Genomic DNA, 21,199 nt, shown 5'->3' with positions numbered 1-21,199 from the left:
AGAGTTCATCTGTGGGTCGCACGACGTTCACGTCGACCTGCGAACGTCGCACGCTGGTGGCACCTGTCGACGTGCACGACAATGGAAGACCGCCGCCCCCACCGACCACGAGGAGCCAGGTATGCGCAGCGCGTTCACCGAGGAGCTTGACCTCATCAGCGAGCAGCTGGTGCAGATGAGCCGACTGTCGGCGACGGCGCTGAGGCGGGCGACCGCCTCGCTCATGGAGACCGACCTGTCGCTGGCCCAGGAGGTCATCTCCGACGACCAGCTCATCGACGCCCTGCGTCGCGAGCTCGACAACCGTGCCATCGACGTCCTCGCCCGCCAGCAGCCCGTGGCGACCGACCTGCGGCAGATGGTCACCGCCCTGCGGATGAGCTCGGACCTCGAGCGCAGCGGCGACCTCGCCCGCCACGTCGCCAAGCTGACGCGGCTGCGCTACCCCTCCCACGCGCTCCCCGAGGAACTGCGCCCGATCTTCGCCGAGATGGCGACCACGGCCGAGGCGATGATCCTGCGGGCCGGCGACATCATCGGCAGCAAGGACGCCGACGGCGCCACCGAGCTCATGAAGGCCGACGACACCATGGACCGGCTGCACCGCGAGGTCTTCCGCAAGCTCCTGGAGCCGTCGTGGGCGCAGGCGACCCAGGTCACCGTGGACGCCACCCTGCTGTCCCGCTACTACGAGCGGTATGCCGACCACGCGGTCTCCGTCGCACTGCGCGTCGTCTACCTCGTCACCGGGGTGTGGCACGACGAGCAGCTGCCCGGCGCCGACGACCGTTACCCCGGCAGCGTGCCGCGGGAGAGCTGAGCGGGACCTCGACCTAGTGGTCGCCCTCGCCCTCGCTGTGCTCGGCCGGGGGCTCCACGGTGCCACCCGCGTCGTCGGCGTAGTCGGCATACGGGCCCTGCGGCAGCAGGACGGGTGCCGAGGCGGCCAGGGTCTCGCCGCCGCCGGTGATCCGCACGTCGACGTGCTGGCCGGCGGTCGCGTCCAGCGCGGGCACCACGAGGCGCTCCCCGGCGGTGCCGTCGGGGGCCATGCCGTCCAGGCGGGCCGAGGACTCGGGCTCCACGGTCACCTCGGGCGTGAGAGCCTCGCCCGCCACCGTCACGGTGAGGGTCACCGGCTCGGCGGACTGGTTGATGACCGACCCGGAGACGACTGCGGGCGCTCCGTCGCCCTGGCTGACCACGAGGAGGTCGCGCACGTCGATGGTCTCGCCGTCCGCCTGCACCCCGTCTGCGGGGGCGTACTCCAAGGTGGTGGCCTGCGGGGAGTTGACCAGGCATCCGGAGAGCGCGGGGGTGGCCAGGGCCACGAGCGTCAGGGCGGCCAGGCGGCGGGTGCGGGCAGTGCGTGCAGTCGTCACGAGGACAGCCTATCGTCCGCCGCGACCGACCGGCCCGCGTGCCGCGCGACCTGCGACGACGCCGTCGAGTCGGGGTCCGCGGGAGGGGAGCCGGAGGGCTCGCGGGAGGGGTCCGCGGGGGTGCGCGGCGGCATACCCCGGGGGTCTTGTCCGACCCTCCAGATGCATACTCCTCAGGTGATGTCAACCCCCTGACCTGCACAAACGTCGGTCGCGCGCTTGAGTGACCTGCACCACGCGTGGTATCCTGGAGGTCCGCGAAAGGGGCTTTACCACGATGACGTTCAAGGTCGGAGAGACGGTTGTCTACCCCCACCACGGGGCCGCTCTCATCGAAGAGATGAAGACGCGAACCATCAAGGGCGAGGAGAAGCTCTACCTCAAGCTCAAGGTCGCACAGGGCGACCTCACCATCGAAGTACCTGCTGACAACTGTGACCTCGTCGGGGTCCGGGATGTCGTCGGCAAGGAGGGCCTGGACAAGGTCTTCGCCGTCCTGCGGGCCGAGCACACCGAGGAGCCGACCAACTGGTCGCGCCGCTACAAGGCCAACCTCGAGAAGCTCGCCTCCGGTGACGTCATCAAGGTCGCCGAGGTCGTCCGCGACCTGTGGCGCCGCGACAAAGACCGCGGTCTGTCCACGGGCGAGAAGCGGCTGCTGTCCAAGGCCCGCCAGATCCTCGTGAGTGAGCTCGCGCTCGCCGAGAAGACCAACGAGGACACCGCTGAGGCCACCCTCGACGAGGTCCTCGCCTCCTGAACGTCGGGCTGATCCTGGTCGCTGCCGGCCAGGGCACCCGGCTCGGGGCGGGGATGCCCAAGGCTCTCGTCCCGGTGGGCTCCGGCCCGCAGGCCCGTCCGCTCGTGCACCACGCGCTGAGTGGTGCCGCGGCGGTCGCCGATCTGTCACACGTCGTCGTCGTCGCCCCACCTGGGGACGGCGCGGCGGCGCTCGAGCAGGCGCTGGACCACTCCTTGCTGCCGGCAGAGGTCGGTCTCCAGGTCGTCCCCGGCGGCGCCGAGCGCGTCGACTCGGTGCAGGCCGGCCTGGCCGTCATGCCGCGTGTCGGCATCGTGCTCGTCCACGACGCCGCCCGCGCGTTCACCCCGCCCGAGGTCTTCGAGCGGGTCGTCCACGCCGTGCGCTCCGGCCACGCCGCCGTCGTGCCCGCGCTGCCGGTGACCGACACCGTCAAGCAGGTGCTGCCCCACGGCGAGGTCGACCTGGTGACAGCCACCCCCGACCGGGCGTCGCTGCGGGCCGTGCAGACGCCCCAGGGCTTCCTGCGCGAGACCCTCGAGCGGGCCCACGCGCAGGCGCGGGGCGAGGCGCGGCATACCGACGACGCGGGCATGGTCGAGGCCATCGGTGGCCACGTCGCGGTCGTCGCCGGTCATCTGCGCGCGCTCAAGGTGACGACGCCGCAGGATCTCGACGTCGCGGCGCGGTGGGCCGACGAGGGCGTGGCGGGGGAGCCGGTCCCGGTGCTCGTGGTCCTCAGCGGACTGCCCGGGGTGGGCAAGACGACGGTCGCGCGCGCGGCCTGCCGGCGGCTCGGGGCGGCCCACGTGCGGGTCGACACCCTCGAGCAGGCCCTCCTGCGCGGCGGGTTGCCCGAGGCCGACCTCGGCGCGCTGGGTATGCCGCCGCCCTCGCCGTCGCGACCGACCAGCTCGCCGTGGGGTGCGCCGTCGTCGCCGACCTCGTCAACGCCGTGCCCGAGGCGCGCGATGCCTGGGAGCGCCTCGCACACGACAGCGGGGCGCGGCTGGTGAGAGTGGAGCTCGGGTGCTCCGATCCCGAGATCCACCGGCGCCGGGTGCAGGAGCGCCGGCCCGACCTCGAGGGCCACCGGATGCCGACGTGGGCGGAGGTGCGCGACCGCGCCTGGACGCCGTGGCCGGGCGCGGAGCTGCGGATCGACACGGCGCAGACCGACGTCGAGGATGCCGCTGACCGGATCGAGGAAGCCTGCCGATGAGCACACCACTGCCGCGCACGGGGATCGGGGTGGACGTCCACGGGTATGCCGAGGACGAGCGCACCCTGTGGCTCGCCTGCCTGGAGTGGCCGGGGGAGCGCGGCATCGAGGGGCACTCCGACGGTGACGTCGCGGCGCACGCCGCGTGCGACGCGCTGCTGTCGGCGGCCGGGCTGGGTGACCTGGGATCGGTCTTCGGGACCGGGCGGCCCGAGATGGCCGGCGCCAGCGGCCGACAGATGCTCGAGCACGTGCACGAGCTGCTGCGGGCCGCCGGCTGGCAGGTCGGAAATGTCGCGGTGCAGGTCGTCGGCAACCGGCCCAAGGTCGGTCCGCGGCGCGATGAGGCGGCAGCCGCCATGTCGGCGGCGCTCGGCGGTGCACCGGTGTCGGTGAGCGCCACGACCACGGACGGCCTGGGCCTCACCGGCCGGGGGGAGGGCGTCGCCTGCCTCGCCACGGCGCTGGTCGTCCCCACGCCCTGACCCACCGGGCGTCGCAGATGGTCGCCCTGTGACCGACCGGGCGTCGTAGATGGTCAGGCCGCTCTCAGCCCGTGCGGATGATCTCGGGCTCCTCGTCCGGACCGGGCACCTCGAAACCGGCCGCGTAGGCGCGGACGACCTCCGGGGCCAGCACCGCGTCGTTCGCGTGCGACCCGTTGCGGGCCGCGACCCGGGCGAGCAGCACCTCCACCGGGGCGGTGAGGTGGACCAGCCGGGTGGACGCGCCGAAGCGGGCGGCGATCGCGCGGTATTCCTCACGCATCGCGCGGGTCGAGAACGAGTAGTCCAGGACGACGTCGCTCGACCCGTCCCGCAGCACCTCCTCCAGCTGCCGGTCGAGGTCGTCCTTCACCTCCTGCGCTCGTGGCGCCGGCACGGGGTGCGGCCCGCGGTAACCCCGCGCCCAGTACTCCTCGTCGTAGGACAACCGGCGGGCCCCGGCGTCCTCCAGCGCACGGGCATACCTCGTCTTGCCCGACCCTGCCGCGCCACACATGAGGATCACCGTCGCCACGTCAGCTCCGCACGTCCGGGTCGTTGAACGGCAGCAGGGGCGCGATCAGCGGGAAGAGCCAGGTGAAGCAGACCACCACGACGCACGCCAGGGCGAGGAGCACGAGCAGCAGGCGGACCCAGACCGGTCCGGGCAGGGCGCGCCAGAGAGCGGCATACATCTCAGGCACCGACCTCGGGGGGAGCGCCGTCGGCCCGGGGGACGAACCGGTCCAGCAGCGCGAACGCCGCGATCCGCTGCGCCGCACTGAACTTCGGGTGGCAGGCGGTCAGGACCATCCACGCCTCGGTCGGCTCGGCGGCGGGATCACCGGGCACCCCGGCGATGACCTCGGTCTGGGTCGGCGCGATGACCTGGGTGCGGTCGAGGGCGTAGACGAACCACCCCTCCTGCGTCTCCACCACCACGGGGTCGCCGGGCTGGAGCTCGCCGATGGACCACAGCGGCGCGCCGTAGGTGGTGCGGTGGCCGGCGACCGCGAAGTTGCCGACCTCGCCGGGCAGGTCGCTGCTCGGGTAGTGCCCCAGCACCCCGAGATTGAGGATCGACAAGTCGACCCCCTGGGCGACCGGCCGCAGCTCGCCGACCGTCGGCAGGTGCACCAGCGCGAGGTCCTCTCCCTGGGCCCAGGTGGTGTCGGTCGTGGTGTCGTCGGGGTCGGCAGGGCCAGGGGAGTCGCCGATGCTCTCGTCCTGCTGCGGGCGCTCGTCGGGGTCGCCGCCGCTGCCGCCCTGCGCTCCGTCGCCGCCCTGCGTGGTGCCGCCAGAGATCTCGGCGCCGGAGGCGAAAGACTCCTGCAGCGCCGCGACGCGATCCTCGCTCGCCGCGTCCGCGACGACGTCGGTCCACCAGAACTGCCATACGGCGAAGAGCAGCACCAGCGCCCCGAGGGTCATCATCAGCTCGCCGACCACGCCAGCGGTGGCGCGCGCCACTCCCACCCGTGATCGACCCACAGGGAGACTGTATGCGGTCACTCGCGGCGGCGGAGGCGCTCGCCGGAGGCGGGCCTCGGGTGCCCGGGCTGCGCGCGGAGGTGGTGACCGCATACCGTGGGCGGAGCACCGCACGCCCGCCGCCGGCGCACCGACCCGCCACCAGGGCAGCGCATCCCGGCGCTGGGCACCGCGACCCGTCAGAGAGGACCGCAGCATGCAGCAGACCGTCAAGGGTGTCATCGCCCGCCGCAAGGGAGCCGACGTCGAGCTCGTCGACATCATCGTCCCGGACCCGGGGCCCGGCGAGGCCGTCGTCTCGGTCGAGGCGTGCGGCGTGTGCCACACCGACCTGCACTACCGCGAGGGTGGGATCAACGACGAGTTCCCGTTCCTGCTGGGGCACGAGGCAGCCGGGACCGTCGAGGCGGTGGGGGAGGGCGTCACCGAGGTCGAGCCCGGTGACTTCGTCATCCTCAACTGGCGTGCGGTCTGCGGTCAGTGCCGGGCCTGCGCGAAGGGACAGCCGTGGTACTGCTTCGCCACTCACAACGCGAGCCAGAAGATGACGCTCGCCGAGGGTGATGAGATGGCCGGCACCGAGCTCAGCCCGGCCCTGGGGATCGGCGCGTTCATCGAGAAGACGCTCGTCCACGCCGGGCAGTGCACGAAGGTCGACCGGGAGGCCTCCGCCGTCGCGGCCGGGCTCCTGGGCTGCGGTGTCATGGCCGGCTTCGGTGCGGCCGTCAACACCGGCGGGGTGACGCGGGGTGACTCGGTCGCCGTCATCGGGTGCGGCGGGGTCGGCGACGCCGCGATCGCTGGTGCCTCGATCGCCGGGGCCACCACGGTCATCGCCGTCGACGTCGATGACCGCAAGCTGGAGACGGCGAAGACGTTCGGCGCGACGCATACCGTCAACAGCAAGGACAACGACCCGGTCGAGGCGATCCAGCAGCTCACCGGCGGCAACGGCGCCGACGTCGTCGTGGACGCGGTGGGACGGCCGGAGACCTACCGGCAGGCGTTCTACGCCCGCGACCTGGCCGGCACCGTCGTGCTCGTCGGCGTTCCGACCCCGGAGATGGAGATCACCCTCCCCCTGCTCGACGTCTTCGGCCGGGGCGGGTCGCTGAAGTCGAGCTGGTACGGCGACTGCCTGCCGAGCCGGGACTTCCCCATGCTCATCGACCTCTACCGCCAGGGACGCTTCGACCTCGACGCCTTCGTCACCGAGCGGATCGGACTCGGCGACGTCGAGGCGGCGTTCGACAAGATGCACGGTGGTGAGGTGTTGCGCTCGGTCGTCGTCATCGACGAGGCCGCGGGAGGTGGCACGGACTCTGCGGAAGCCCGGTCGGACGCCGACGCGGAGGTGCGCGCATGAGTGCCCGCATCGACCACGCGACCACAAGCGGCACCTTCGAGCTGGACGGTGGCTCGTGGGACGTCGACAACAACGTCTGGGTGCTCGGTGACGACGCCGAGTGCGTGATCATCGACGCCCCGCACGACGCGGCCGCCATCGCCGAGGCCGTGGGGGACCGGCAGGTGCGCGCCATCCTGCTCACCCACTCCCACAGCGACCACGTCGACGCCGCCTTCGACCTCCGGGAGCGCACCGGCGCACCGCTGCACCTGCATCCCGCCGAGGCCCCGGTATGGGAGCTCACCCACCCCGGGCGGCGCTGGGACGAGGACCTCGCGGACGGGCAGTCCCTCCAGGTTGCGGGAGTGACCCTCGAGGTCCTGCACACCCCCGGCCACTCGCCGGGTGCCTGCTGCTTCCACGTGCCCGAGCTGGGGGTGTTGTTCTCCGGGGACACCCTCTTCCAGGGCGGGCCCGGGGCCACGGGGCGCTCGTTCAGCGACTTCGACGTCATCGTGCAGTCCATCACCGACCGGCTGCTGACGCTCCCCGAGGAGACGGTGGTCCACACCGGTCACGGCGACGACACGACGATCGGCGCCGAGAAGCCGCATCGGCAGGGGTGGCTAGACCGGGGGGAGTGAGCGTGAGGGGCTCGGGGGAGGCGTCCGCTCCGGAGCGGCGCGACTGGACGCCGCCGACACGGCAGTGAACCTGGGTGCCACTGGTAGGCGCGGTGTCCTTTGTCGTCCTCGCGGTGCTAGAGGCGTTCGACGGCACCTTGGGTGGTGCGGCGTGGAGAGCGGCCTTCGCTGTCGTGTGCGCGCTGCAAGCGTGGTCGACTCTCGCGACCCGGACGTCTGTCGATGCTGACGGGCTCCATGTGCGGATGCCCCCGTCGAAGGCGCTGGACCTGGCCTGGGACGAGGTCGCCGACATCCTTGTCCAGCGCGAGCCCCGAGAACCTCCGCGGATCCTGGTCGAGACGACGGCTGGCGCCCAGCATCGCCCGTTCTACGTGCCGGTGGACGATGTCGAGGAGTTGCGTGCGTCGTGGCGGGTGCATCGCACTCACGCTCTGGAGTGGTGAGCGTCCGCTGTTCTCAGCACATCGAGGCGTGGCGCTCGGAGTAGGCTGCTCGTCATGACCTCCCGCAGCGACCGGCTACCCCTCATCGGGGTGGTACTGCCGTTGCTCGCGGTGGTTGTACTGCTCTCCGCTGCGGCGACTCCCGATCACCTGCTCATCGGTCTGGCCGCTGCGGCGGTCGTCGCGCTCGCGGCCGACCACGGTGCGCTGCCGCTTCGCGCGCAGGTGGTCTCGGTCCATCATCGCAGCGAGGTATGCCGGTGCTCCGGCGTGCGGTCCAGCGATCCGGACCGCTCCGGCTGGGTCCGACCCCGGGCGCCCGGGCGGGCCTGACCGGCCCCGGGAGCTGGTCGGGGAACGCCCTCGACCACCGGCAGGGGCCGGGTGACGCCAACCCAGCCCTTGGCATACCCCCAGCGGTGTGCCCGCCCACCAGGAGCCTCGCGTGTTCGCCTTTCTCGACCCTCTGCTCATCCACGTCCATGACCTGCTGACCGCCCTCGACGGGTTCCTCCCACCCGCTCTCGTCATCATCGCTGTGACGCTGGCCGTCCGGCTGGCGCTGCACCCGATGAACCGCGGCCTCGCGCACGGCACCGTGCGCCGTCGCGACCTGCAGCCCAAGATCGCGAGGCTGCGCGAGGAGCACCCCGACGACCCGCGAGCCCTGCAGCAGGCGGTCCTCGACCTGCACCGGGAGGAGGGGGTGTCCCCGCTCCCGGGCTGCCTGCCGATCCTCATCCAGATCCCGGTCTTCTCCATGATCTACCGGCTGTTCACGGCCACTGAGATCCGCGGTGAGCACAACCAGCTGCTCGACCACACCCTCTTCGGGGTGCCCCTGTCGGACCACCTGCTCACCACGGCTGAGGGCGACCGCTGGGTCTTCCTCGTGCTCATCGGCCTGACTCTCGTCGTGGCGGCCTTCGCCGCACGGCAGATGCGGCGGCACATGTTGCAGGACCGCGCGAACACCGCAGAACGCGACCCAGGCGCGCGTGAGCGGCTGAGCGATGCGCAACGGGCGATGCAGGACTCGATGGAGCAGATGACCAGGGTGCTGCCCTTGCTGTCCTTCAGCACGTCCTCGTCGGGCAGGTCCGGCCACTCTTCACCGTGCTGGCGGTTGTGTCGCTGCCGCTCGCGGCGGGCCTCTACCTCGTCACCAGTTCGGTCTGGGGTCTGCTCGAGCGGGCGAGCCTGCGACGGATCAGCGCCGTGCGGCCGCCAGTCAGTTAGCGCGCCGCGACGATCTCGGTGAGGGCGCCGACGAGGGTGTCGTCGAGGCGGGCCGAGCGCAGCTCGTCGACCACCCGAGCGACGCTCCGGTTCGTCTCGCCCTGGCCCAGCCCGCGGCGCAGCACCGCCCAGGCCCGCTCCTTGGCGGCGTGCTCCACCTCGGCCGCGTCGAGAAGGGCGAAGCACTCGCCCAGCACGTCGGGCTCGCCGACCGCGGGCAGCTCGAGCACGACCTCCTCGCCGACCGGCACGTCCGTGGCGGTGAGCACGTCCGCGTTCCCGGCGACCCGCACCGTCCAGGTCCGGGTGGCCGGCAGGACGTCGAGGTCGCCCTCGGCCGGGCCGATGACCAGACGCCCGGTGGCCGCGTCGTGCCGCAGCGGGGTGCGGGTCAGCCGGCGGGTCGCGACCGGGCCGTCGTCATCCTCCACGAGCACGTGCTGGCCGTCCGCACCGGGGAAGACCCGCAGCTCCAGGTGCTCGGGCAGGTCGACGCCGTTGCCGGGCATCTCGGTCCCCAGGAGCGGCAGCACGCTCCCGGCGCGCGCGAAGACCGGGGTGTGCGCCAGGTCCCGGTATGCCGTGAGGCTGCGTCCGTGCGCGCCCGCGTCATAGCGCCGCCCCGTCTCGAGGTCGAACCACTCCCCGGGCGGCAGCCACAGCGGCGTCGCGGACAGGCCCGTCCCCGGCAGCCGAGGCGTCACCGGGGGCGCGACGAGCAGGTCCTCGCCGAAGAAGAAGGTGGCGCGGTGGGCATACGCCTCCATCCGGTCAGGGTGCCGGTGGTAGACCGGCTCGACCAGTGAGATGCCTTGTGCCGCAGCGCGTTCGGCCATGGTCGCGAGGTAGGGGAGCAGCCGGTGGCGCAGGCGCAGCGCCTCACCCATGAGCCGCTCGCCCTCCGCCCCGAAGCGCCACGGCTCCTTGCCCTGGAAGGGGCTGGCGCTGGCGTGCAGCCGGTTGATCGGCGACCACACCCCGAGCTGGACCCAGCGCACCGCGAGCTCGACGTCCTTGGCGCCGGACCAGTGGCCGCCGATGTCGTGGCTCCACCAGCCGTAGCCGATGTTGGCCGCGCTCGCGGTGAACTCCGGCTGGAAGGCCAGTGACTCCCAGCTGATGAGCGAGTCGCCGGAGAAGCCGATCGGCGTGCGGTGCGAGCCGGGACCGGCATACCGCGAGAAGACCAGCGGTCGCCTCCCCTGCGCCTCCTGCTCGGCGAAGTGCCGCTCGTTGAGCAGCCACAACGGGTCGAGCCCGGGCAAGGCCGTGTGCGTGCCCTGCTGCCAGTCGATCCACCAGAAGTCGACGCCCTGCTCGGCCAGCGGTCCGGCGACGTGGGTGAAGTAGGCCTGCCAGAAGCGCTCGGAGGTCGGGTCGAACTCGACCGGCTCGCCGCTGGCCGGGTCGATGCCCATCGCCTGCGCCATCGCCGGGTACGCGTCCTCGTGCCGCCGGATCCCGTCGGCCGGGTGGTCGTTGAGGGTGACCGCGAGCCCGCGGCGGTGCAGGTCGGCGAGGAAGGCGGAGGGGTCGGGGAAGAGGTCGCGGTTCCAGGTGTAGCCGGTCCAGCCGCTGCCGATCTCGGGGTCCACGTCGACGACGTGCCAGTCCATGTCGATGACCGCGACGGAGAAGGGCAGCCGGTCGGCGGCGAACCGGTCCAGGAGCGCGGCATACTCGGTCGCGGAGTAGGGGTGGTAGCGGCTCCACCAGTTGCCCAGGACGAAGCGCGGCACCCGCGGCACCGGCCCGGTGAGCGCGTGGAAGTCGCGCAGCGCGCCCCGGAAGTCCAGACCGTGGGTGAAGACGTAGAGATCGAGCGCGCCCGGCTCGCGCGGCGCGAGGTCGGTGAGCAGGGGTCCGCTGCGGACCAGCGACGCGGAGTCGTCGAGGACGCCGAGGCCGCTGCGGGACAGGATCGAGGGCTCCAGCGGGATGCGGCCGTCGGCGTCGTCGAGGGTGCGGGTGGTGCCGGGCAGCGGGGCGTCCACGGGCTCCCCGAACCGCCACGTGGAGTGGTATGACGTGAGCCCGCCGCGGGCCTGCACGCTCAGTCCGGCGGCGGACGGTTCGGCGCCGTCGTAGCGGACCTCGAAGCCCGCCGCGAGGGCCTTGACCCCGCCGCGCCAGGGCTCGACCTGCAGGGCCGCCTCACCCTCCTGCTGCGCGGGCCACAGGTCACGATCGATCACCACCTGGGTGGGGGCGTCGGTGAAGGTGCCGCTCGGCGACCACTCGATCCGCAGCAGGTGCGGGGTGAGAGCGGTGAGGCGGCAGCGGTCGTTCTGGTGGACGATCGGCATGCGGACAACCCTATGTGGGTCGGGGTGGGCAACCCGGCGGGGCCTCGCAGGTCAGTCGCTCGACGCCGCGCCACCCGCCGCCACTGCCGCGGCGGCCGCGGCGGTCGCCGCCTGGATGGCCTGCGACACCGCCGTCGCGCCCCAGCGGCCCTGGGCGATCTCCTTGGCGCTGCGCCGCAGCTCGCGCAGCGGGATGCCCAGGGCATCCCGCTGCGCCGCAGCTCGCGCAGCGGGATGCCCAGGCGCGCCTCCTTGGGGAAGGCGGCGCCCAGGGCGTTGAGCGCGTGCAGCATCGCGATGAGGGACCCCGTGCGGCCCTGCGGCTCCTGCTGGCCGGTGAGCACGGCGAGCAGCTCGGCGCGCAGGGCGTCGCGGCGGGCGGTGTCGATGACCCGCCAGCGCGACCACCAGCGGACCCCGAGCGCCCGGGCCTGCTCCTCGTGCAGGATCTCCGCCCGACCCAGCCGCTCCAGGACCAGGCGCGGCAGGCCGCGACCGATCCGGGCGATGACGTCCTTGGGCTTCTTGCCGGTCCGGTCGGCGAACCGGGTCAGCGCCTCGTCGAGCAGGTCGTCCCCGGTGGAGGACCCGTCGACCACGGCGATGCGCCCGTCGTCGAGGTTGACGCGCTCGAGGAGGGCGAGCTCACAGAGCAGGGCACCGGCGACGGCGAGGTCCGCCCGGCCCACGCGGTCGAGCCCGTCGTCGGCGCGGGTCAGCAGCAGCAGCTCCTCGGCGATCAGCATGCCTGGCACGCTACGGCCGCCGGTCGCGCACGCGCATCGGACCCAGGTCGGACATCGGCCTCATCCTCGGGTCTGAGGGCGCGCCCCCACCCTGCCCGGGCGCGGACCCCGACCGCGGCGGGGCGACCCCGACCGCGCCGGGGCGACCCCCGCCCGCATCGTGCGCGGCCCGAGCGGCGCGGCATACCTCGTGCAGCCCGTAACCTTGACTCTCGTGAGTCTGCACCTGTTCGACACCGCCACCCGCGAGCTGCGGCCGTTCGTGCCGCTGGACCCCGAGGGCCGCCACGTCGGCATCTACATCTGCGGTCTCACCACGCAGGGCAGCCCGCACATCGGGCACGTGCGCTTCGCCGTCGCGTTCGACATCCTGCGGCGCTGGCTCGAGCGGGGGCACGGCTACGACGTGACGCTGGTGCGCAACGTCACCGACATCGACGACAAGATCCTCACCAAGGCGGCCGACGCGGGGCGCCCGTGGTGGGCGTGGTCGTATGCGCACGAGCAGGAGACGAGCCGCGCGCTGGAGCTGCTCGGGGTGCTGCCGGCGACCTACGAGCCGCGCGCGACCGGCCACATCCCCGAGCAGGTGGAGCTCATCGAGGCCCTCATCAAGCGGGGTCACGCGTATGCCGCCGAGGACGGCTCGGGCGACGTCTACTTCGACGTGCGGTCCTGGCCGGACTACGGCTCGCTCACCCGGCAGATGCTGGAGGACATGGAGCCGGCCGGGGACGCCGACCCGCGCGGCAAGCGCGACCCGCGCGACTTCGCGCTCTGGAAGGGGCACAAGGACGGCGAGCCGCGGACCGCGAGCTGGCCGACGCCCTACGGGCGCGGTCGCCCGGGCTGGCACCTGGAGTGCTCGGCGATGGCGCGCAAGTACCTCGGTGACGCCTTCGACATCCACGGCGGCGGCGTCGACCTGCGCTTCCCGCACCACGAGAACGAGCAGGCCCAGTCGCGCGCCGCGGGCCTCGACTTCGCCCGCTTCTGGCTGCACAACGGCTGGGTCACGGTCAAGGGCGCCAAGATGGGCAAGTCGCTCGGCAACGCGCTCGCCGTCCTCGAGCTCACCAAGCAGGTGCGGCCGCTCGTGCTGCGCTTCTACCTCGGGGCGGTGCACTACCGCTCGATGATCGAGTATGGCGAGGGCTCGCTCGCCGAGGCCGCTGCGTCGGTCGAGCGGATCGAAGGCTTCGTGGAGCGCACGCTGGAGGCGCTCGGTGAGCCGGCGGGCGCGGTGCTGGAGGACTCGCGGGCACTCGCGGCCGACGACGCCTTCCCCGCGGAGTTCCGCGCCGCGATGGACGACGACCTCAACGTCTCCGAGGCGCTGGCCGTGGTCTTCGGTGCGGTGCGCGAGGGCAACAAACTGCCCGAGGCGGGCGCCGACGGCGCTGCTGCCGGTGAGCTGCGGCATACCCTCCTCCAGGTGCTGGCCATGCTCGACGTGCTCGGGGCCGACCCGCTCGACCCGGCCTGGGCCGACGCCGGCGCGACGGACGGCACGGGCGGTCGCGGCGGCGAGGTCCTCGGCGCACTCGTCGAGGACCGGCTCGCCGCCCGCGCGCAGGCCCGGACCGACAAGGACTTTGCGACCGCGGACGCCATCCGCGACCAGCTGACCGCGCTCGGCGTGGTCATCGAGGACACACCGGCCGGGGCCCGCTGGGCCCTGCGCTGACAAGGAGCAGACATGGCAGGCAACCAGCAGCGTCGTGCGGCGCGCACCACCAACAAGAAGGGCGCCGTCGTCGGCTCCGGCGGGCAGCGGCGCAAGCAGCTCAAGGGCAAGGGCCCGACCCCGCGGGCCGAGGACCGCGTCGGCCACCCGGCCTCCCGCCGCGGCGGGCGCAGCGAGGGTGCGTCGGGCGGGCGCGCCGGGCAGGGCGGTCGGCCCGGTCAGGGCGGACGCCGCGCCAAGGCCTCGACCGAGCTCGTCGCCGGGCGCAACAGCGTCCTGGAGGCGCTGCGCACCGGAGTGCCCGGCACGGTCCTGCACATCGGCAACCGGATGGAGTCCGACGACCGGGTCCGTGAGTCGATCACCCTGGCCACCGAGGCGGGCATCCCCGTCATGGAGTCGCCGCGGGGCGAGCTGGACCGGATGACCGACGGCGCCGTGCACCAGGGGCTCGTCCTCGCGGTGCCGCCCTACGACTACGCCCACCCCGACGACCTGCTGAGCCAGCAGCTGCCCGGGGCCCCGCTCATCGTGGCGCTCGACGGCATCACCGACCCGCGCAACCTCGGGGCGATCGTCCGCTCCGCGGGGGCCTTCGGCGCCCACGGGGTGATCGTCCCGGCCCGCCGCTCGGCCGGTATGACCGCAGCGGCGTGGAAGACCTCCGCCGGTGCCGCCGCCCGCATCCCGGTCGCGCAGGCGACCAACCTCACCCGGGCGCTCGAGGGCTACCGCAAGGTGGGCTTCTTCGTCGTCGGACTCGACGCCGACGGCGACGTGACCCTGCCCGGCCTCGACCTCGCTGACCAGCCGCTCGTCGTCGTCGTCGGCTCGGAGGGCAAGGGCCTCTCGCGCCTGGTGCGGGAGACCTGCGACCAGATCGTGTCGATCCCCATGGCCGCCGTCACCGAGTCGCTCAACGCCGGCATCGCCACCGCCGTCACGCTCTACGAGATTGCCCAGACCCGCGCCCGCCGCTGACCCCTGCTGACACCCCCCCCGCCCTCTCACCCTCATCTCTCGCCCCTCACCCCTCGCACCACGCCCGACCGAGCGTCGCAGATGGTCGTGCCCTGACCGACCGGGCGTCGCAGATGGTTGTCCCCTGACCGACCGGGCGTCGCAGATGGTCGTGTCTTGACCGACCGGGCGTCGCAGATGGTCGTGTCTTGGCCCACCGAGCGTCGCAGATGGTCGTCTCCTGACCGACCGGGCGCCGCAGATGGTTGTGTCCTGTCCCACCGAGCGTCGCAGATGGTTGTTGACCGGATCTCGCCGCTCAGGTTGTCGGTGCGGGATGACAGGGTGGGTGTATGCAGACGCTCCCGCACGGATCGTGGCCCTCACCTCTGGACGCCCGGCAGACCCTCGCCGGGCTGACCCGCCGCAGCGCCCCACGCGCCGACGGTGACGACCTGTACTGGCTGGAGGCGCGGCCGCCGGACGCCGGCCGGGTGACCCTGGTGCGCCGCCGCGGAGGGGCGCTGGAGGATGTCAGTCTGCCTGGTCACAATGTCCGTACCGGTTACCTGGAGTACGGCGGTGGGGAGTATGCCGTGTTCGGCGGCGTGGTGCTCTGGGTCGACCACGACACCCAGCAGGTATGGTGCCGGCGCCCCGGAGCGGAGCCGGCCCCGCTCACCCCGGACGTGGGTGGACAGGTGCGCTGGTCGTGCTTCCGGATGGACCTCGCCCGCGGGATCGTCGTCTGCCTGCGCGAGGACCAGCGGGAGGAGGAGCTGGAGCCGGTGAACTCGCTGGTGCGGCTGGACCTGGGGGGTGACAACACCGACCTGGGCACCGTACTCGTGGCCGGCCGTCGGCGACCGAGGGCCGACCGGGAGCGGCAGGAGGAGGCGGGCGGCGTCATACCTGAGGGGCCGGACTTCGTCACCGACCCCGTGCTCTCGCCCGACGGCACCCGCCTGGCCTGGCTGAGCTGGGACCACCCGCGGATGCCGTGGCAAGGGACAACCCTGCATGCCGGGCGGCTGGACGCGGCCGGCGACCTGCACGACGTCCGCGAGATCGCCGGTAGGCCGCAGGAGGCGATCGAGCAGCCGGTGTGGCTCGACGAGGACACGCTGCTCTTCCTCTCCGACGCCGGCGGGTGGAGCAACCTCTGGCGGGCGGACCTCGCGTCGAATGCCGCGCCGAGCCCGGTGACGCAGGACCAGCTCGAATTCGGGCACCCGCGCTGGGTCCCCGACACCCGTTCCTACGCCGTGCTCCCGGACGGATGGGTCGTCAGCGGCCGATCCCGGGACGGATTCCGCGACCCGGTCCTCATCGACCTGGCCGACGGGCGCGTCGTGGAGGTCGAGACGGGCACCACCTATGTCCGTGACCTCGCTGTGCTGGCCGACGGGACGGTGGCGGTCGACGCCTCCCGGGCCGACGCACCGGCGGACATCCTGCTGGTCCACCTGCCGACCGGGGCCACCCGGGCCGCTGCGGTCGAGCGGACCTCCCCCGTGCCGGAGGGTCTGGCGGCGCTGCCTGAGCCCGTGAGCTGGGCGTCCGACGACGGGGCCACCGCCCACGGCTTCCTCTACCGGCCGGCCAACCCGCAGGCGGCAGCACCCGAGGGCGACCTGCCGCCGCTCATCGTGACCCTCCACGGGGGGCCTACGGCCTGCGCGATCCCCGGTCTGAGCGCAGCCCGCACGTTCTGGACCTCCCGCGGATTCGCAGTGCTGGACGTCAACTACGGCGGGTCCACGGGGTTCGGGCGGGCCTACCGTGAGCGGCTCGACGGACAGTGGGGCATCGTCGACGTGCAGGACGCGGCGACCGGGGCCCGGCACCTGGCCGACACCGGGGTCGTGGACCGCGAGCGGCTCGCGATCACCGGCGGCAGCGCGGGTGGCTTCACCACGCTGGCCGCCGCCACCTTCACCGACACCTTCGCCGCCGGGGCCAGCCACTTCGGCATCTCCGACCTCGCGACCCTGGCCACGGACACGCACAAGCTGGAGTCGCGCTACTGCGACGGACTGGTCGCGCCGTGGCCCGCGGGGGAGCAGGTGTATGCCGAGCGCTCGCCAATCCGCCACGTCGACCGGCTCTCCACCCCTCTCATCCTGCTGCAGGGCACCGAGGACAAGGTGGTGCCACCGGCGCAGGCCGAGCAGCTGGCGGACGTCCTGCGGGACAAGGGACTTCCGGTGGCGTTGCTGCTCTTCGAGGGCGAGGGCCACGGCTTCCGGGCGCTGGACAACCAGGTGCGGGCCCTGGAGGCGGAGCTGTCCTTCTACGCCCAGGTCTTCGGGTTCGAGCCTGCCGGGCAGATCGAGCCGGTGCAGGTGGACAACCTGGGCTGAGGCATACCTCGGTCAGCTGGTGACCGCGCGGATCGGGATCTCCTCGGTGTCGACACCGAGGATCGCGACCTCGTCCGGCTTGCTCGGCAGGACCGTGGAGACGTAGTCGCCCACCGCCTCCTCGAAGGTGGTGTCGTAGCCCTGCCGCTCCGAGAGGTACCACCGGTGCTCGAGCAGCTCGTGGAAGAGCTCGGCCGGCTCCAGCTTGGAGCGCAGCTCGCGCGGCACCGCGCGGGTGATGGGCTCGTAGACGCGGGACAGCCAGTCGTGCGCGACGAGCTCCTCGTCGTCGTCCTGCCGGGCGGTCGCGGCACGGTAGGCGTCGAGGTCGTTGAGCAGGCGGCGCGCCTGGTTCTCCTCGACGTCGAGACCGGTGAGGCGCATGAGGCGACGCGAGTGGTGCCCGGCGTCGACGACCTTGGGCTGGATACGGATGTAGGCGCCGTCGATGTCCGTCGTCATCTCCAGCTCGTCGACGTCGAAGCCGAGGTTGTTGAGGCGGCGCATCCGCTCGTCGACCCGCCAGCGGTCACCCTGCTCGAAGCGCTCCTCGCCGGTCAGCTCGTTCCACAGCAGGTCGTAGCGGTGCATGATCCGGTTGGCGATCTCGATCGGGTCCTCGCCCTCGTCCAGGCGCCCGGCCGCCTCGAGATCCATCAGCTCGCCGGCGATGTTGCCGTGCGCGACGTAGAGGTCGTGCTCGCGCTGGCCGGGGGAGAGCTGCGGGTGCAGCTCGGCGGTCTCCGCGTCCACGAGGTATGCCGCGAAGTCGCCGGCGTCGCGGCGGAACAGCGTGTTGGACAGCGAGACGTCGCCCCAGAAGCAGCCGGCCAGGTGCAGTCGCACGAGGAGGACGGCCAGCGCGTCGAGGGTGCGGCGGGCGGTGTCGGGGCGCATCCGCTGGCTGAAGACGGCGCGGTAGGGAAGGGAGAACTTGAGGTGCCGGGTGACGAGGCAGGCGTCCAGCGGCTCGCCGGCGGCGTCGGTGCGGCCCGAGACGACGGCCAGCGGCTCGACGGTCGGCATGTCGAGGCGGCGCAGGTTGCGCAGGGTCTGGAACTCCCGGCGGGCCAGCGGCTCGGAGATCTCCTTGATCGCCAGGACCGACCCGCTGAGCTTGACGAAGCGGACGACGTGGCGCGAGATGCCCCGGGGGAGCGCGGCGAGGTGGCTCTCGGGCCAGTCCTCGAGGGGGATGTCCCACGGCAGGTCGAACATCGCCGGGTTCGGCTTGATCGCGGTGAAGTCCAACGGCATACGCGCAAGACTAGGCCCGGCGGCCCCTCCTGCGCACCGGGCGTCTTAGATGGTTGCTGTGGTGCCCACCGGGCGTCGTAGATGGTCGCTCTGGTTCCCACCGGGCGTCGCAGATGGTTCGGTCAGGCGGCGCGAGGGAGCAGCGGGAGCTTGCGGAACTCTCCCTCCCAGAGCACCCAACCGATGAAGGGGCGGGACAGCGCTCGCGATCGGGCGGCGTTGATGCGGTGCGCGACGACCTCTGGCGTGTGCATGGCCTCCTCGGTCATCCATCGCGCGACCTCCAGACCCAGCCGCTCGATCCGGCGCTGCCGGGAGGTCTCGGCCGTCAGCGCCGACCGGGCCACACGTTCTGCCGTGTCCGCCGTCGCGTCGATCCGATACTTGACCTCGCCGTCAGACTCCGTGGCGACCTGCTCGTGGTCCAGGAGGCCGTCGAGCCGTGCGACGAATCGGAAGTGCTCGTCATACAGCTCCACCTGCGGGATGGGTTGCGGCAGCTCGGCGAGGTGGATGACCCCGGCGGAGTATGCCTCGCCCCAGCTCTCCCGGCGGGCGTCCAGCAGGTCGAGGACCTGGAGGGCTTGGGGCCGGCCGACCCAGCGCCGTTGGGTGTCCAAGACACCGCGCACCTCATCGGCGCTCACCTGTGACGCGCGGACGGCTCCATCGAGCATCGCCAGAGCGTGGGGAAGTCGCCGCGTGCGCAGGACATCGGCGCAGGTCTGGCTCATCGTGGTGACGCGCAACCCGTCCACGATCGTGGTCGGAACTTCGATCGTGTCGGTGTGGTGGATCGTCACGCCTGGCAGCCGCCGTGAGCTCGGAGCGTCCTCCACACGCACGAGCTCCACGTCCGCGAGCGGCGACACGAGTAACGGCAGGTTGTGGACCACACCCCCGCTGGTATGACTCGCGGCGCACCCAGGGTGGTCGGCCAGGGCTTCCCTCACCCGTCGGAGCTGGTCCTGCCGCGTGAGATCCCAGCGTTCGCCCGCGGGCAGGGCGACTCCGACGACGGCATACCAGCCGTACCTGAGTCGCGTGATCCATCCTTCTCGAAGCAGGTGCCGCAGCTGCCCCCGGGTGAGACCCAGGGCGAGAGCGTCGGCATACCGGAAGGGTGTCAGAGGGAGGTCGCGGAGCGTGGCCATGGGGCCACGATGGCCGCGACGGAGCGGGAGGACCAGAGTCAGCCTTTCGCCTGTGGAGAAGGGGCGAGCAGCGGAAGGCGATGTGGACGGCGACAACCATTTGCGGCGCCCGGTGGGGCCGTGGGCGACCATCTGCGGCGCTCGGTGGGGACGTGGGCGACCATCTGCGGCGCTCGGTGGGGGTGAGAGCGACCATCTGCGGCGCTCGGTGGGGGTGAGAGCGACCATCTACGACGCTCGGTGCGAGAGAAGGGGGGAGAGGGAGGGGGAAAGGAGGTGGGGGAGAGGTTACGACGCGGCGAGGCCGCCTGCCCCGGGTGGGACAGGCGGCCTCGGTGCTGCGTGATGGCCGCGGTCGGGGAGTCCCCGACCGCAGGTTGGGAGTGTCAGCCGCTGATGCGCTCGCCGGACTCGAGGTTGAAGAGGTGGATGTGGTCGCCCTTGGGGGTGAAGTGGACGATCTCGCCCTTCTTCGGCGGGGTGCGACCGTCGACGCGGGCGATGAACGGCTTGTCCGTCGCACCGGCGCCGGGCAGCTCGCCGTAGATGTAGGCGTCGGCGCCGAGCTCCTCGACGACGTCGATCTCGATCGGCAGGCCACGACCGGAGTCGGACAGGTCGATGTCCTCCGGGCGGACGCCGAGGACGACCTCGTTGCCGGCCTTGGCGAGCACGTCGCGCTCGACCGGGTGGACGTAGTCACCGAGCTTGATGCCGCCGTCGGCGACCGGCACCGTCATGAGGTTCATGGCGGGGGAGCCGATGAAGCCGGCGACGAAGACGTTGTTCGGGTGGTCGTACATGTGCCGCGGGCTGTCGCACTGCTGCAGGATGCCGTCCTTGAGCACCGCCACGCGGTCGCCCATCGTCATGGCCTCGACCTGGTCGTGGGTGACGTAGACGGTCGTGACGCCGAGGCGGCGCTGCAGCGAGGCGATCTGGGTGCGGGTCTGCACGCGCAGCTTGGCGTCGAGGTTCGACAGCGGCTCGTCCATGAGGAAGACCTGCGGCTGGCGCACGATGGCGCGGCCCATGGCGACGCGCTGACGCTGGCCACCGGAGAGCGCCTTGGGCTTGCGCTCGAGGTACTGCGTCAGGTCGAGGATCTTGGCGGCCTCCTCGACCCGCTCGCGGATCTCGCTCTTGGACTTGCCGGCGATCTTGAGCGCGAAGCCCATGTTGTCGGCCACGGTCATGTGCGGGTAGAGCGCGTAGTTCTGGAAGACCATCGCGACGTCGCGATCCTTGGGCGGCATGTGGGTGACGTCCCGGTCACCGATGAGGATGCGACCGCCGTTGACCTCCTCCAGGCCTGCGAGCATGCGCAGCGAGGTCGACTTGCCGCAGCCCGACGGGCCGACGAGGACGAGGAACTCGCCGTCGGCGATCTCGATCTCGAGCTCGTCGACGGAGGGGGTGTCCGCCCCGGGGTAGATACGCGTGGCCTTGTCGTAGGTCACCGTTGCCATGATGCACTCCTTCACCGGCAGGTACGTGCCGGACGATCCGTTGTAAAGGACGGACCCGGCGCCGGTCGACGCTGGGTCATCGCCGGGCGGCGAGGGTGGCGGTGGTATGCCGTCAGAGGCGCCGTTGCCGGTGACGCGCGTCACGTTAGCAGATCGTGACCTGATGATCTCTTGCAAGTTCTTGCAAAGTCGGGGCCAGTACTTGCATACTGACGTCATCGGTCGACGACCACCCCCGGG

The 21,199-nt window shown here is 72.2% G+C and carries 22 protein-coding genes; 12 read left to right on the top strand and 10 right to left on the bottom strand.

Annotated elements, in window-relative coordinates:
• The first annotated feature begins 121 nt into the window (after window positions 1-121).
• On the top strand, window positions 122-820 hold the full coding sequence (gene phoU / locus FA582_RS12855; protein WP_010149046.1) for a phosphate signaling complex protein PhoU: 699 nt from the start codon (window positions 122-124) through the stop codon (window positions 818-820).
• Window positions 821-833: 13 nt separating this feature from the next.
• Here phoU and FA582_RS12850 read toward each other — a convergent pair whose 3' ends face one another.
• On the bottom strand, window positions 834-1,382 hold the full coding sequence (locus FA582_RS12850) for a hypothetical protein (protein ID WP_010149047.1): 549 nt from the start codon (window positions 1,380-1,382) through the stop codon (window positions 834-836).
• Between the two features lie 277 nt (window positions 1,383-1,659).
• Here FA582_RS12850 and FA582_RS12845 point away from each other — a divergent pair, with 277 nt between their 5' ends.
• The 4 genes from FA582_RS12845 to ispF are packed head-to-tail and all read left to right on the top strand — an operon-like array spanning window position 1,660 to window position 3,849.
• Window positions 1,660-2,142 (top strand): CarD family transcriptional regulator, encoded by a 483-nt coding sequence (locus FA582_RS12845; protein ID WP_010149048.1) that lies wholly within the window; start codon window positions 1,660-1,662, stop codon window positions 2,140-2,142.
• Window positions 2,139-3,158 (top strand): 2-C-methyl-D-erythritol 4-phosphate cytidylyltransferase, encoded by a 1,020-nt coding sequence (gene ispD / locus FA582_RS12840; RefSeq protein WP_147899840.1) that lies wholly within the window; start codon window positions 2,139-2,141, stop codon window positions 3,156-3,158. The genes FA582_RS12845 and ispD overlap by 4 nt, the downstream gene beginning before the upstream one ends.
• On the top strand, window positions 3,155-3,364 hold the full coding sequence (locus tag FA582_RS12835) for a hypothetical protein (RefSeq protein ID WP_147899839.1): 210 nt from the start codon (window positions 3,155-3,157) through the stop codon (window positions 3,362-3,364). Before ispD ends, FA582_RS12835 begins: the two co-directional genes overlap by 4 nt.
• Window positions 3,361-3,849 (top strand): 2-C-methyl-D-erythritol 2,4-cyclodiphosphate synthase, encoded by a 489-nt coding sequence (gene ispF / locus FA582_RS12830; RefSeq protein ID WP_010149050.1) that lies wholly within the window; start codon window positions 3,361-3,363, stop codon window positions 3,847-3,849. The genes FA582_RS12835 and ispF overlap by 4 nt, the downstream gene beginning before the upstream one ends.
• Window positions 3,850-3,913: 64 nt before the next feature.
• Here ispF and FA582_RS12825 read toward each other — a convergent pair whose 3' ends face one another.
• From FA582_RS12825 to FA582_RS12820, 3 genes are read right to left on the bottom strand one after another with little or no spacing between them, the layout of a single operon-like run.
• Window positions 3,914-4,384, bottom strand: a complete 471-nt coding sequence (locus FA582_RS12825) for a P-loop nucleotide/nucleoside kinase family protein (RefSeq protein WP_010149051.1) — start codon at window positions 4,382-4,384, stop codon at window positions 3,914-3,916.
• Window position 4,385: 1 nt separating this feature from the next.
• Entirely contained in the window at window positions 4,386-4,544 is a 159-nt protein-coding gene (locus FA582_RS16565; RefSeq protein WP_010149052.1) for a hypothetical protein, read from the bottom strand.
• A gap of 1 nt (window position 4,545) precedes the next feature.
• Window positions 4,546-5,340 (bottom strand): class E sortase, encoded by a 795-nt coding sequence (locus FA582_RS12820; RefSeq protein WP_158640878.1) that lies wholly within the window; start codon window positions 5,338-5,340, stop codon window positions 4,546-4,548.
• 196 nt (window positions 5,341-5,536) lie between these two features.
• On the opposite strand from FA582_RS12820, the gene FA582_RS12815 reads away from it, so the two are divergent.
• The 3 genes from FA582_RS12815 to FA582_RS12805 all read left to right on the top strand — a co-directional run bounded on the left by FA582_RS12815 (window position 5,537) and on the right by FA582_RS12805 (window position 7,778).
• Window positions 5,537-6,706, top strand: coding sequence for an S-(hydroxymethyl)mycothiol dehydrogenase (locus tag FA582_RS12815; RefSeq protein WP_010149054.1), 1,170 nt, complete (start codon window positions 5,537-5,539; stop codon window positions 6,704-6,706).
• Window positions 6,703-7,332: an MBL fold metallo-hydrolase gene (locus FA582_RS12810; RefSeq protein WP_147899838.1), complete on the top strand. Its 630-nt coding sequence runs from the start codon at window positions 6,703-6,705 to the stop codon at window positions 7,330-7,332. The genes FA582_RS12815 and FA582_RS12810 overlap by 4 nt, the downstream gene beginning before the upstream one ends.
• A gap of 245 nt (window positions 7,333-7,577) precedes the next feature.
• Entirely contained in the window at window positions 7,578-7,778 is a 201-nt protein-coding gene (locus tag FA582_RS12805) for a hypothetical protein (protein WP_141567595.1), read from the top strand.
• A 75-nt stretch (window positions 7,779-7,853) separates the two neighbouring features.
• Here FA582_RS12805 and FA582_RS16420 read toward each other — a convergent pair whose 3' ends face one another.
• Entirely contained in the window at window positions 7,854-8,021 is a 168-nt protein-coding gene (locus FA582_RS16420) for a hypothetical protein (protein ID WP_158640877.1), read from the bottom strand.
• 202 nt (window positions 8,022-8,223) lie between these two features.
• Between FA582_RS16420 and FA582_RS12800 the strand changes: the two genes are divergently transcribed.
• On the top strand, window positions 8,224-9,039 hold the full coding sequence (locus FA582_RS12800) for a YidC/Oxa1 family membrane protein insertase (RefSeq protein ID WP_010147464.1): 816 nt from the start codon (window positions 8,224-8,226) through the stop codon (window positions 9,037-9,039).
• Here the strand turns inward: FA582_RS12800 and FA582_RS12795 are convergent.
• Both FA582_RS12795 and FA582_RS12790 read right to left on the bottom strand, forming a co-directional pair.
• Entirely contained in the window at window positions 9,014-11,323 is a 2,310-nt protein-coding gene (locus tag FA582_RS12795) for a glycoside hydrolase family 31 protein (protein WP_010147465.1), read from the bottom strand. The two genes, FA582_RS12800 and FA582_RS12795, sit on opposite strands and share 26 nt — an antisense overlap.
• Window positions 11,209-12,069, bottom strand: coding sequence for a GOLPH3/VPS74 family protein (locus tag FA582_RS12790; RefSeq protein WP_010147466.1), 861 nt, complete (start codon window positions 12,067-12,069; stop codon window positions 11,209-11,211). The genes FA582_RS12795 and FA582_RS12790 overlap by 115 nt, the downstream gene beginning before the upstream one ends.
• A gap of 214 nt (window positions 12,070-12,283) precedes the next feature.
• Here FA582_RS12790 and cysS point away from each other — a divergent pair, with 214 nt between their 5' ends.
• The 3 genes from cysS to FA582_RS12775 all read left to right on the top strand — a co-directional run bounded on the left by cysS (window position 12,284) and on the right by FA582_RS12775 (window position 17,079).
• Window positions 12,284-13,756: a cysteine--tRNA ligase gene (gene cysS / locus FA582_RS12785; protein WP_010147467.1), complete on the top strand. Its 1,473-nt coding sequence runs from the start codon at window positions 12,284-12,286 to the stop codon at window positions 13,754-13,756.
• A 12-nt stretch (window positions 13,757-13,768) separates the two neighbouring features.
• Window positions 13,769-14,737, top strand: a complete 969-nt coding sequence (gene rlmB, locus FA582_RS12780) for a 23S rRNA (guanosine(2251)-2'-O)-methyltransferase RlmB (protein WP_010147468.1) — start codon at window positions 13,769-13,771, stop codon at window positions 14,735-14,737.
• Window positions 14,738-15,069: 332 nt separating this feature from the next.
• On the top strand, window positions 15,070-17,079 hold the full coding sequence (locus FA582_RS12775; protein WP_010147469.1) for a S9 family peptidase: 2,010 nt from the start codon (window positions 15,070-15,072) through the stop codon (window positions 17,077-17,079).
• 12 nt (window positions 17,080-17,091) lie between these two features.
• Here FA582_RS12775 and FA582_RS12770 read toward each other — a convergent pair whose 3' ends face one another.
• The 3 genes from FA582_RS12770 to FA582_RS12760 form a co-directional block, all read right to left on the bottom strand.
• Window positions 17,092-18,336, bottom strand: coding sequence for a DUF4032 domain-containing protein (locus FA582_RS12770; protein WP_010147470.1), 1,245 nt, complete (start codon window positions 18,334-18,336; stop codon window positions 17,092-17,094).
• Window positions 18,337-18,458: 122 nt separating this feature from the next.
• Window positions 18,459-19,490, bottom strand: a complete 1,032-nt coding sequence (locus tag FA582_RS12765; RefSeq protein WP_029540765.1) for a type IV toxin-antitoxin system AbiEi family antitoxin domain-containing protein — start codon at window positions 19,488-19,490, stop codon at window positions 18,459-18,461.
• Window positions 19,491-19,876: 386 nt separating this feature from the next.
• Window positions 19,877-20,959 carry an ABC transporter ATP-binding protein gene (locus FA582_RS12760; RefSeq protein ID WP_010147062.1) on the bottom strand — a complete coding sequence of 361 codons (1,083 nt, stop codon included), beginning with the start codon at window positions 20,957-20,959 and terminating at the stop codon, window positions 19,877-19,879.
• Window positions 20,960-21,199: the final 240 nt, after the last annotated feature.

The organism is Serinicoccus profundi (assembly GCF_008001015.1).
Taxonomy (GTDB): domain Bacteria; phylum Actinomycetota; class Actinomycetes; order Actinomycetales; family Dermatophilaceae; genus Ornithinicoccus; species Ornithinicoccus profundi.
The sequence above is the reverse complement of the archived record's forward strand: the minus strand, read 5'-3'. Positions and strand labels throughout refer to the sequence as shown.

What these genes read in the sequence shown, in the direction of transcription:
- phoU (WP_010149046.1), top strand. Translation starts at nt 122, where the DNA reads ATGCGCAGCGCGTTCACCGAGGAGCTTGACCTCATCAGCGAGCAGCTG.
- FA582_RS12845 (WP_010149048.1), top strand. Translation starts at nt 1,660, where the DNA reads ATGACGTTCAAGGTCGGAGAGACGGTTGTCTACCCCCACCACGGGGCC.
- ispF (WP_010149050.1), top strand. Translation starts at nt 3,361, where the DNA reads ATGAGCACACCACTGCCGCGCACGGGGATCGGGGTGGACGTCCACGGG.
- FA582_RS16565 (WP_010149052.1), bottom strand. Translation starts at nt 4,544, where the DNA reads ATGTATGCCGCTCTCTGGCGCGCCCTGCCCGGACCGGTCTGGGTCCGC.
- FA582_RS12815 (WP_010149054.1), top strand. Translation starts at nt 5,537, where the DNA reads ATGCAGCAGACCGTCAAGGGTGTCATCGCCCGCCGCAAGGGAGCCGAC.
- FA582_RS12810 (WP_147899838.1), top strand. Translation starts at nt 6,703, where the DNA reads ATGAGTGCCCGCATCGACCACGCGACCACAAGCGGCACCTTCGAGCTG.
- FA582_RS12805 (WP_141567595.1), top strand. Translation starts at nt 7,578, where the DNA reads ATGCCCCCGTCGAAGGCGCTGGACCTGGCCTGGGACGAGGTCGCCGAC.
- FA582_RS16420 (WP_158640877.1), bottom strand. Translation starts at nt 8,021, where the DNA reads ATGATGGACCGAGACCACCTGCGCGCGAAGCGGCAGCGCACCGTGGTC.
- FA582_RS12795 (WP_010147465.1), bottom strand. Translation starts at nt 11,323, where the DNA reads ATGCCGATCGTCCACCAGAACGACCGCTGCCGCCTCACCGCTCTCACC.
- FA582_RS12790 (WP_010147466.1), bottom strand. Translation starts at nt 12,069, where the DNA reads ATGCTGATCGCCGAGGAGCTGCTGCTGCTGACCCGCGCCGACGACGGG.
- rlmB (WP_010147468.1), top strand. Translation starts at nt 13,769, where the DNA reads ATGGCAGGCAACCAGCAGCGTCGTGCGGCGCGCACCACCAACAAGAAG.
- FA582_RS12775 (WP_010147469.1), top strand. Translation starts at nt 15,070, where the DNA reads ATGCAGACGCTCCCGCACGGATCGTGGCCCTCACCTCTGGACGCCCGG.
- FA582_RS12770 (WP_010147470.1), bottom strand. Translation starts at nt 18,336, where the DNA reads ATGCCGTTGGACTTCACCGCGATCAAGCCGAACCCGGCGATGTTCGAC.
- FA582_RS12765 (WP_029540765.1), bottom strand. Translation starts at nt 19,490, where the DNA reads ATGGCCACGCTCCGCGACCTCCCTCTGACACCCTTCCGGTATGCCGAC.
- FA582_RS12760 (WP_010147062.1), bottom strand. Translation starts at nt 20,959, where the DNA reads ATGGCAACGGTGACCTACGACAAGGCCACGCGTATCTACCCCGGGGCG.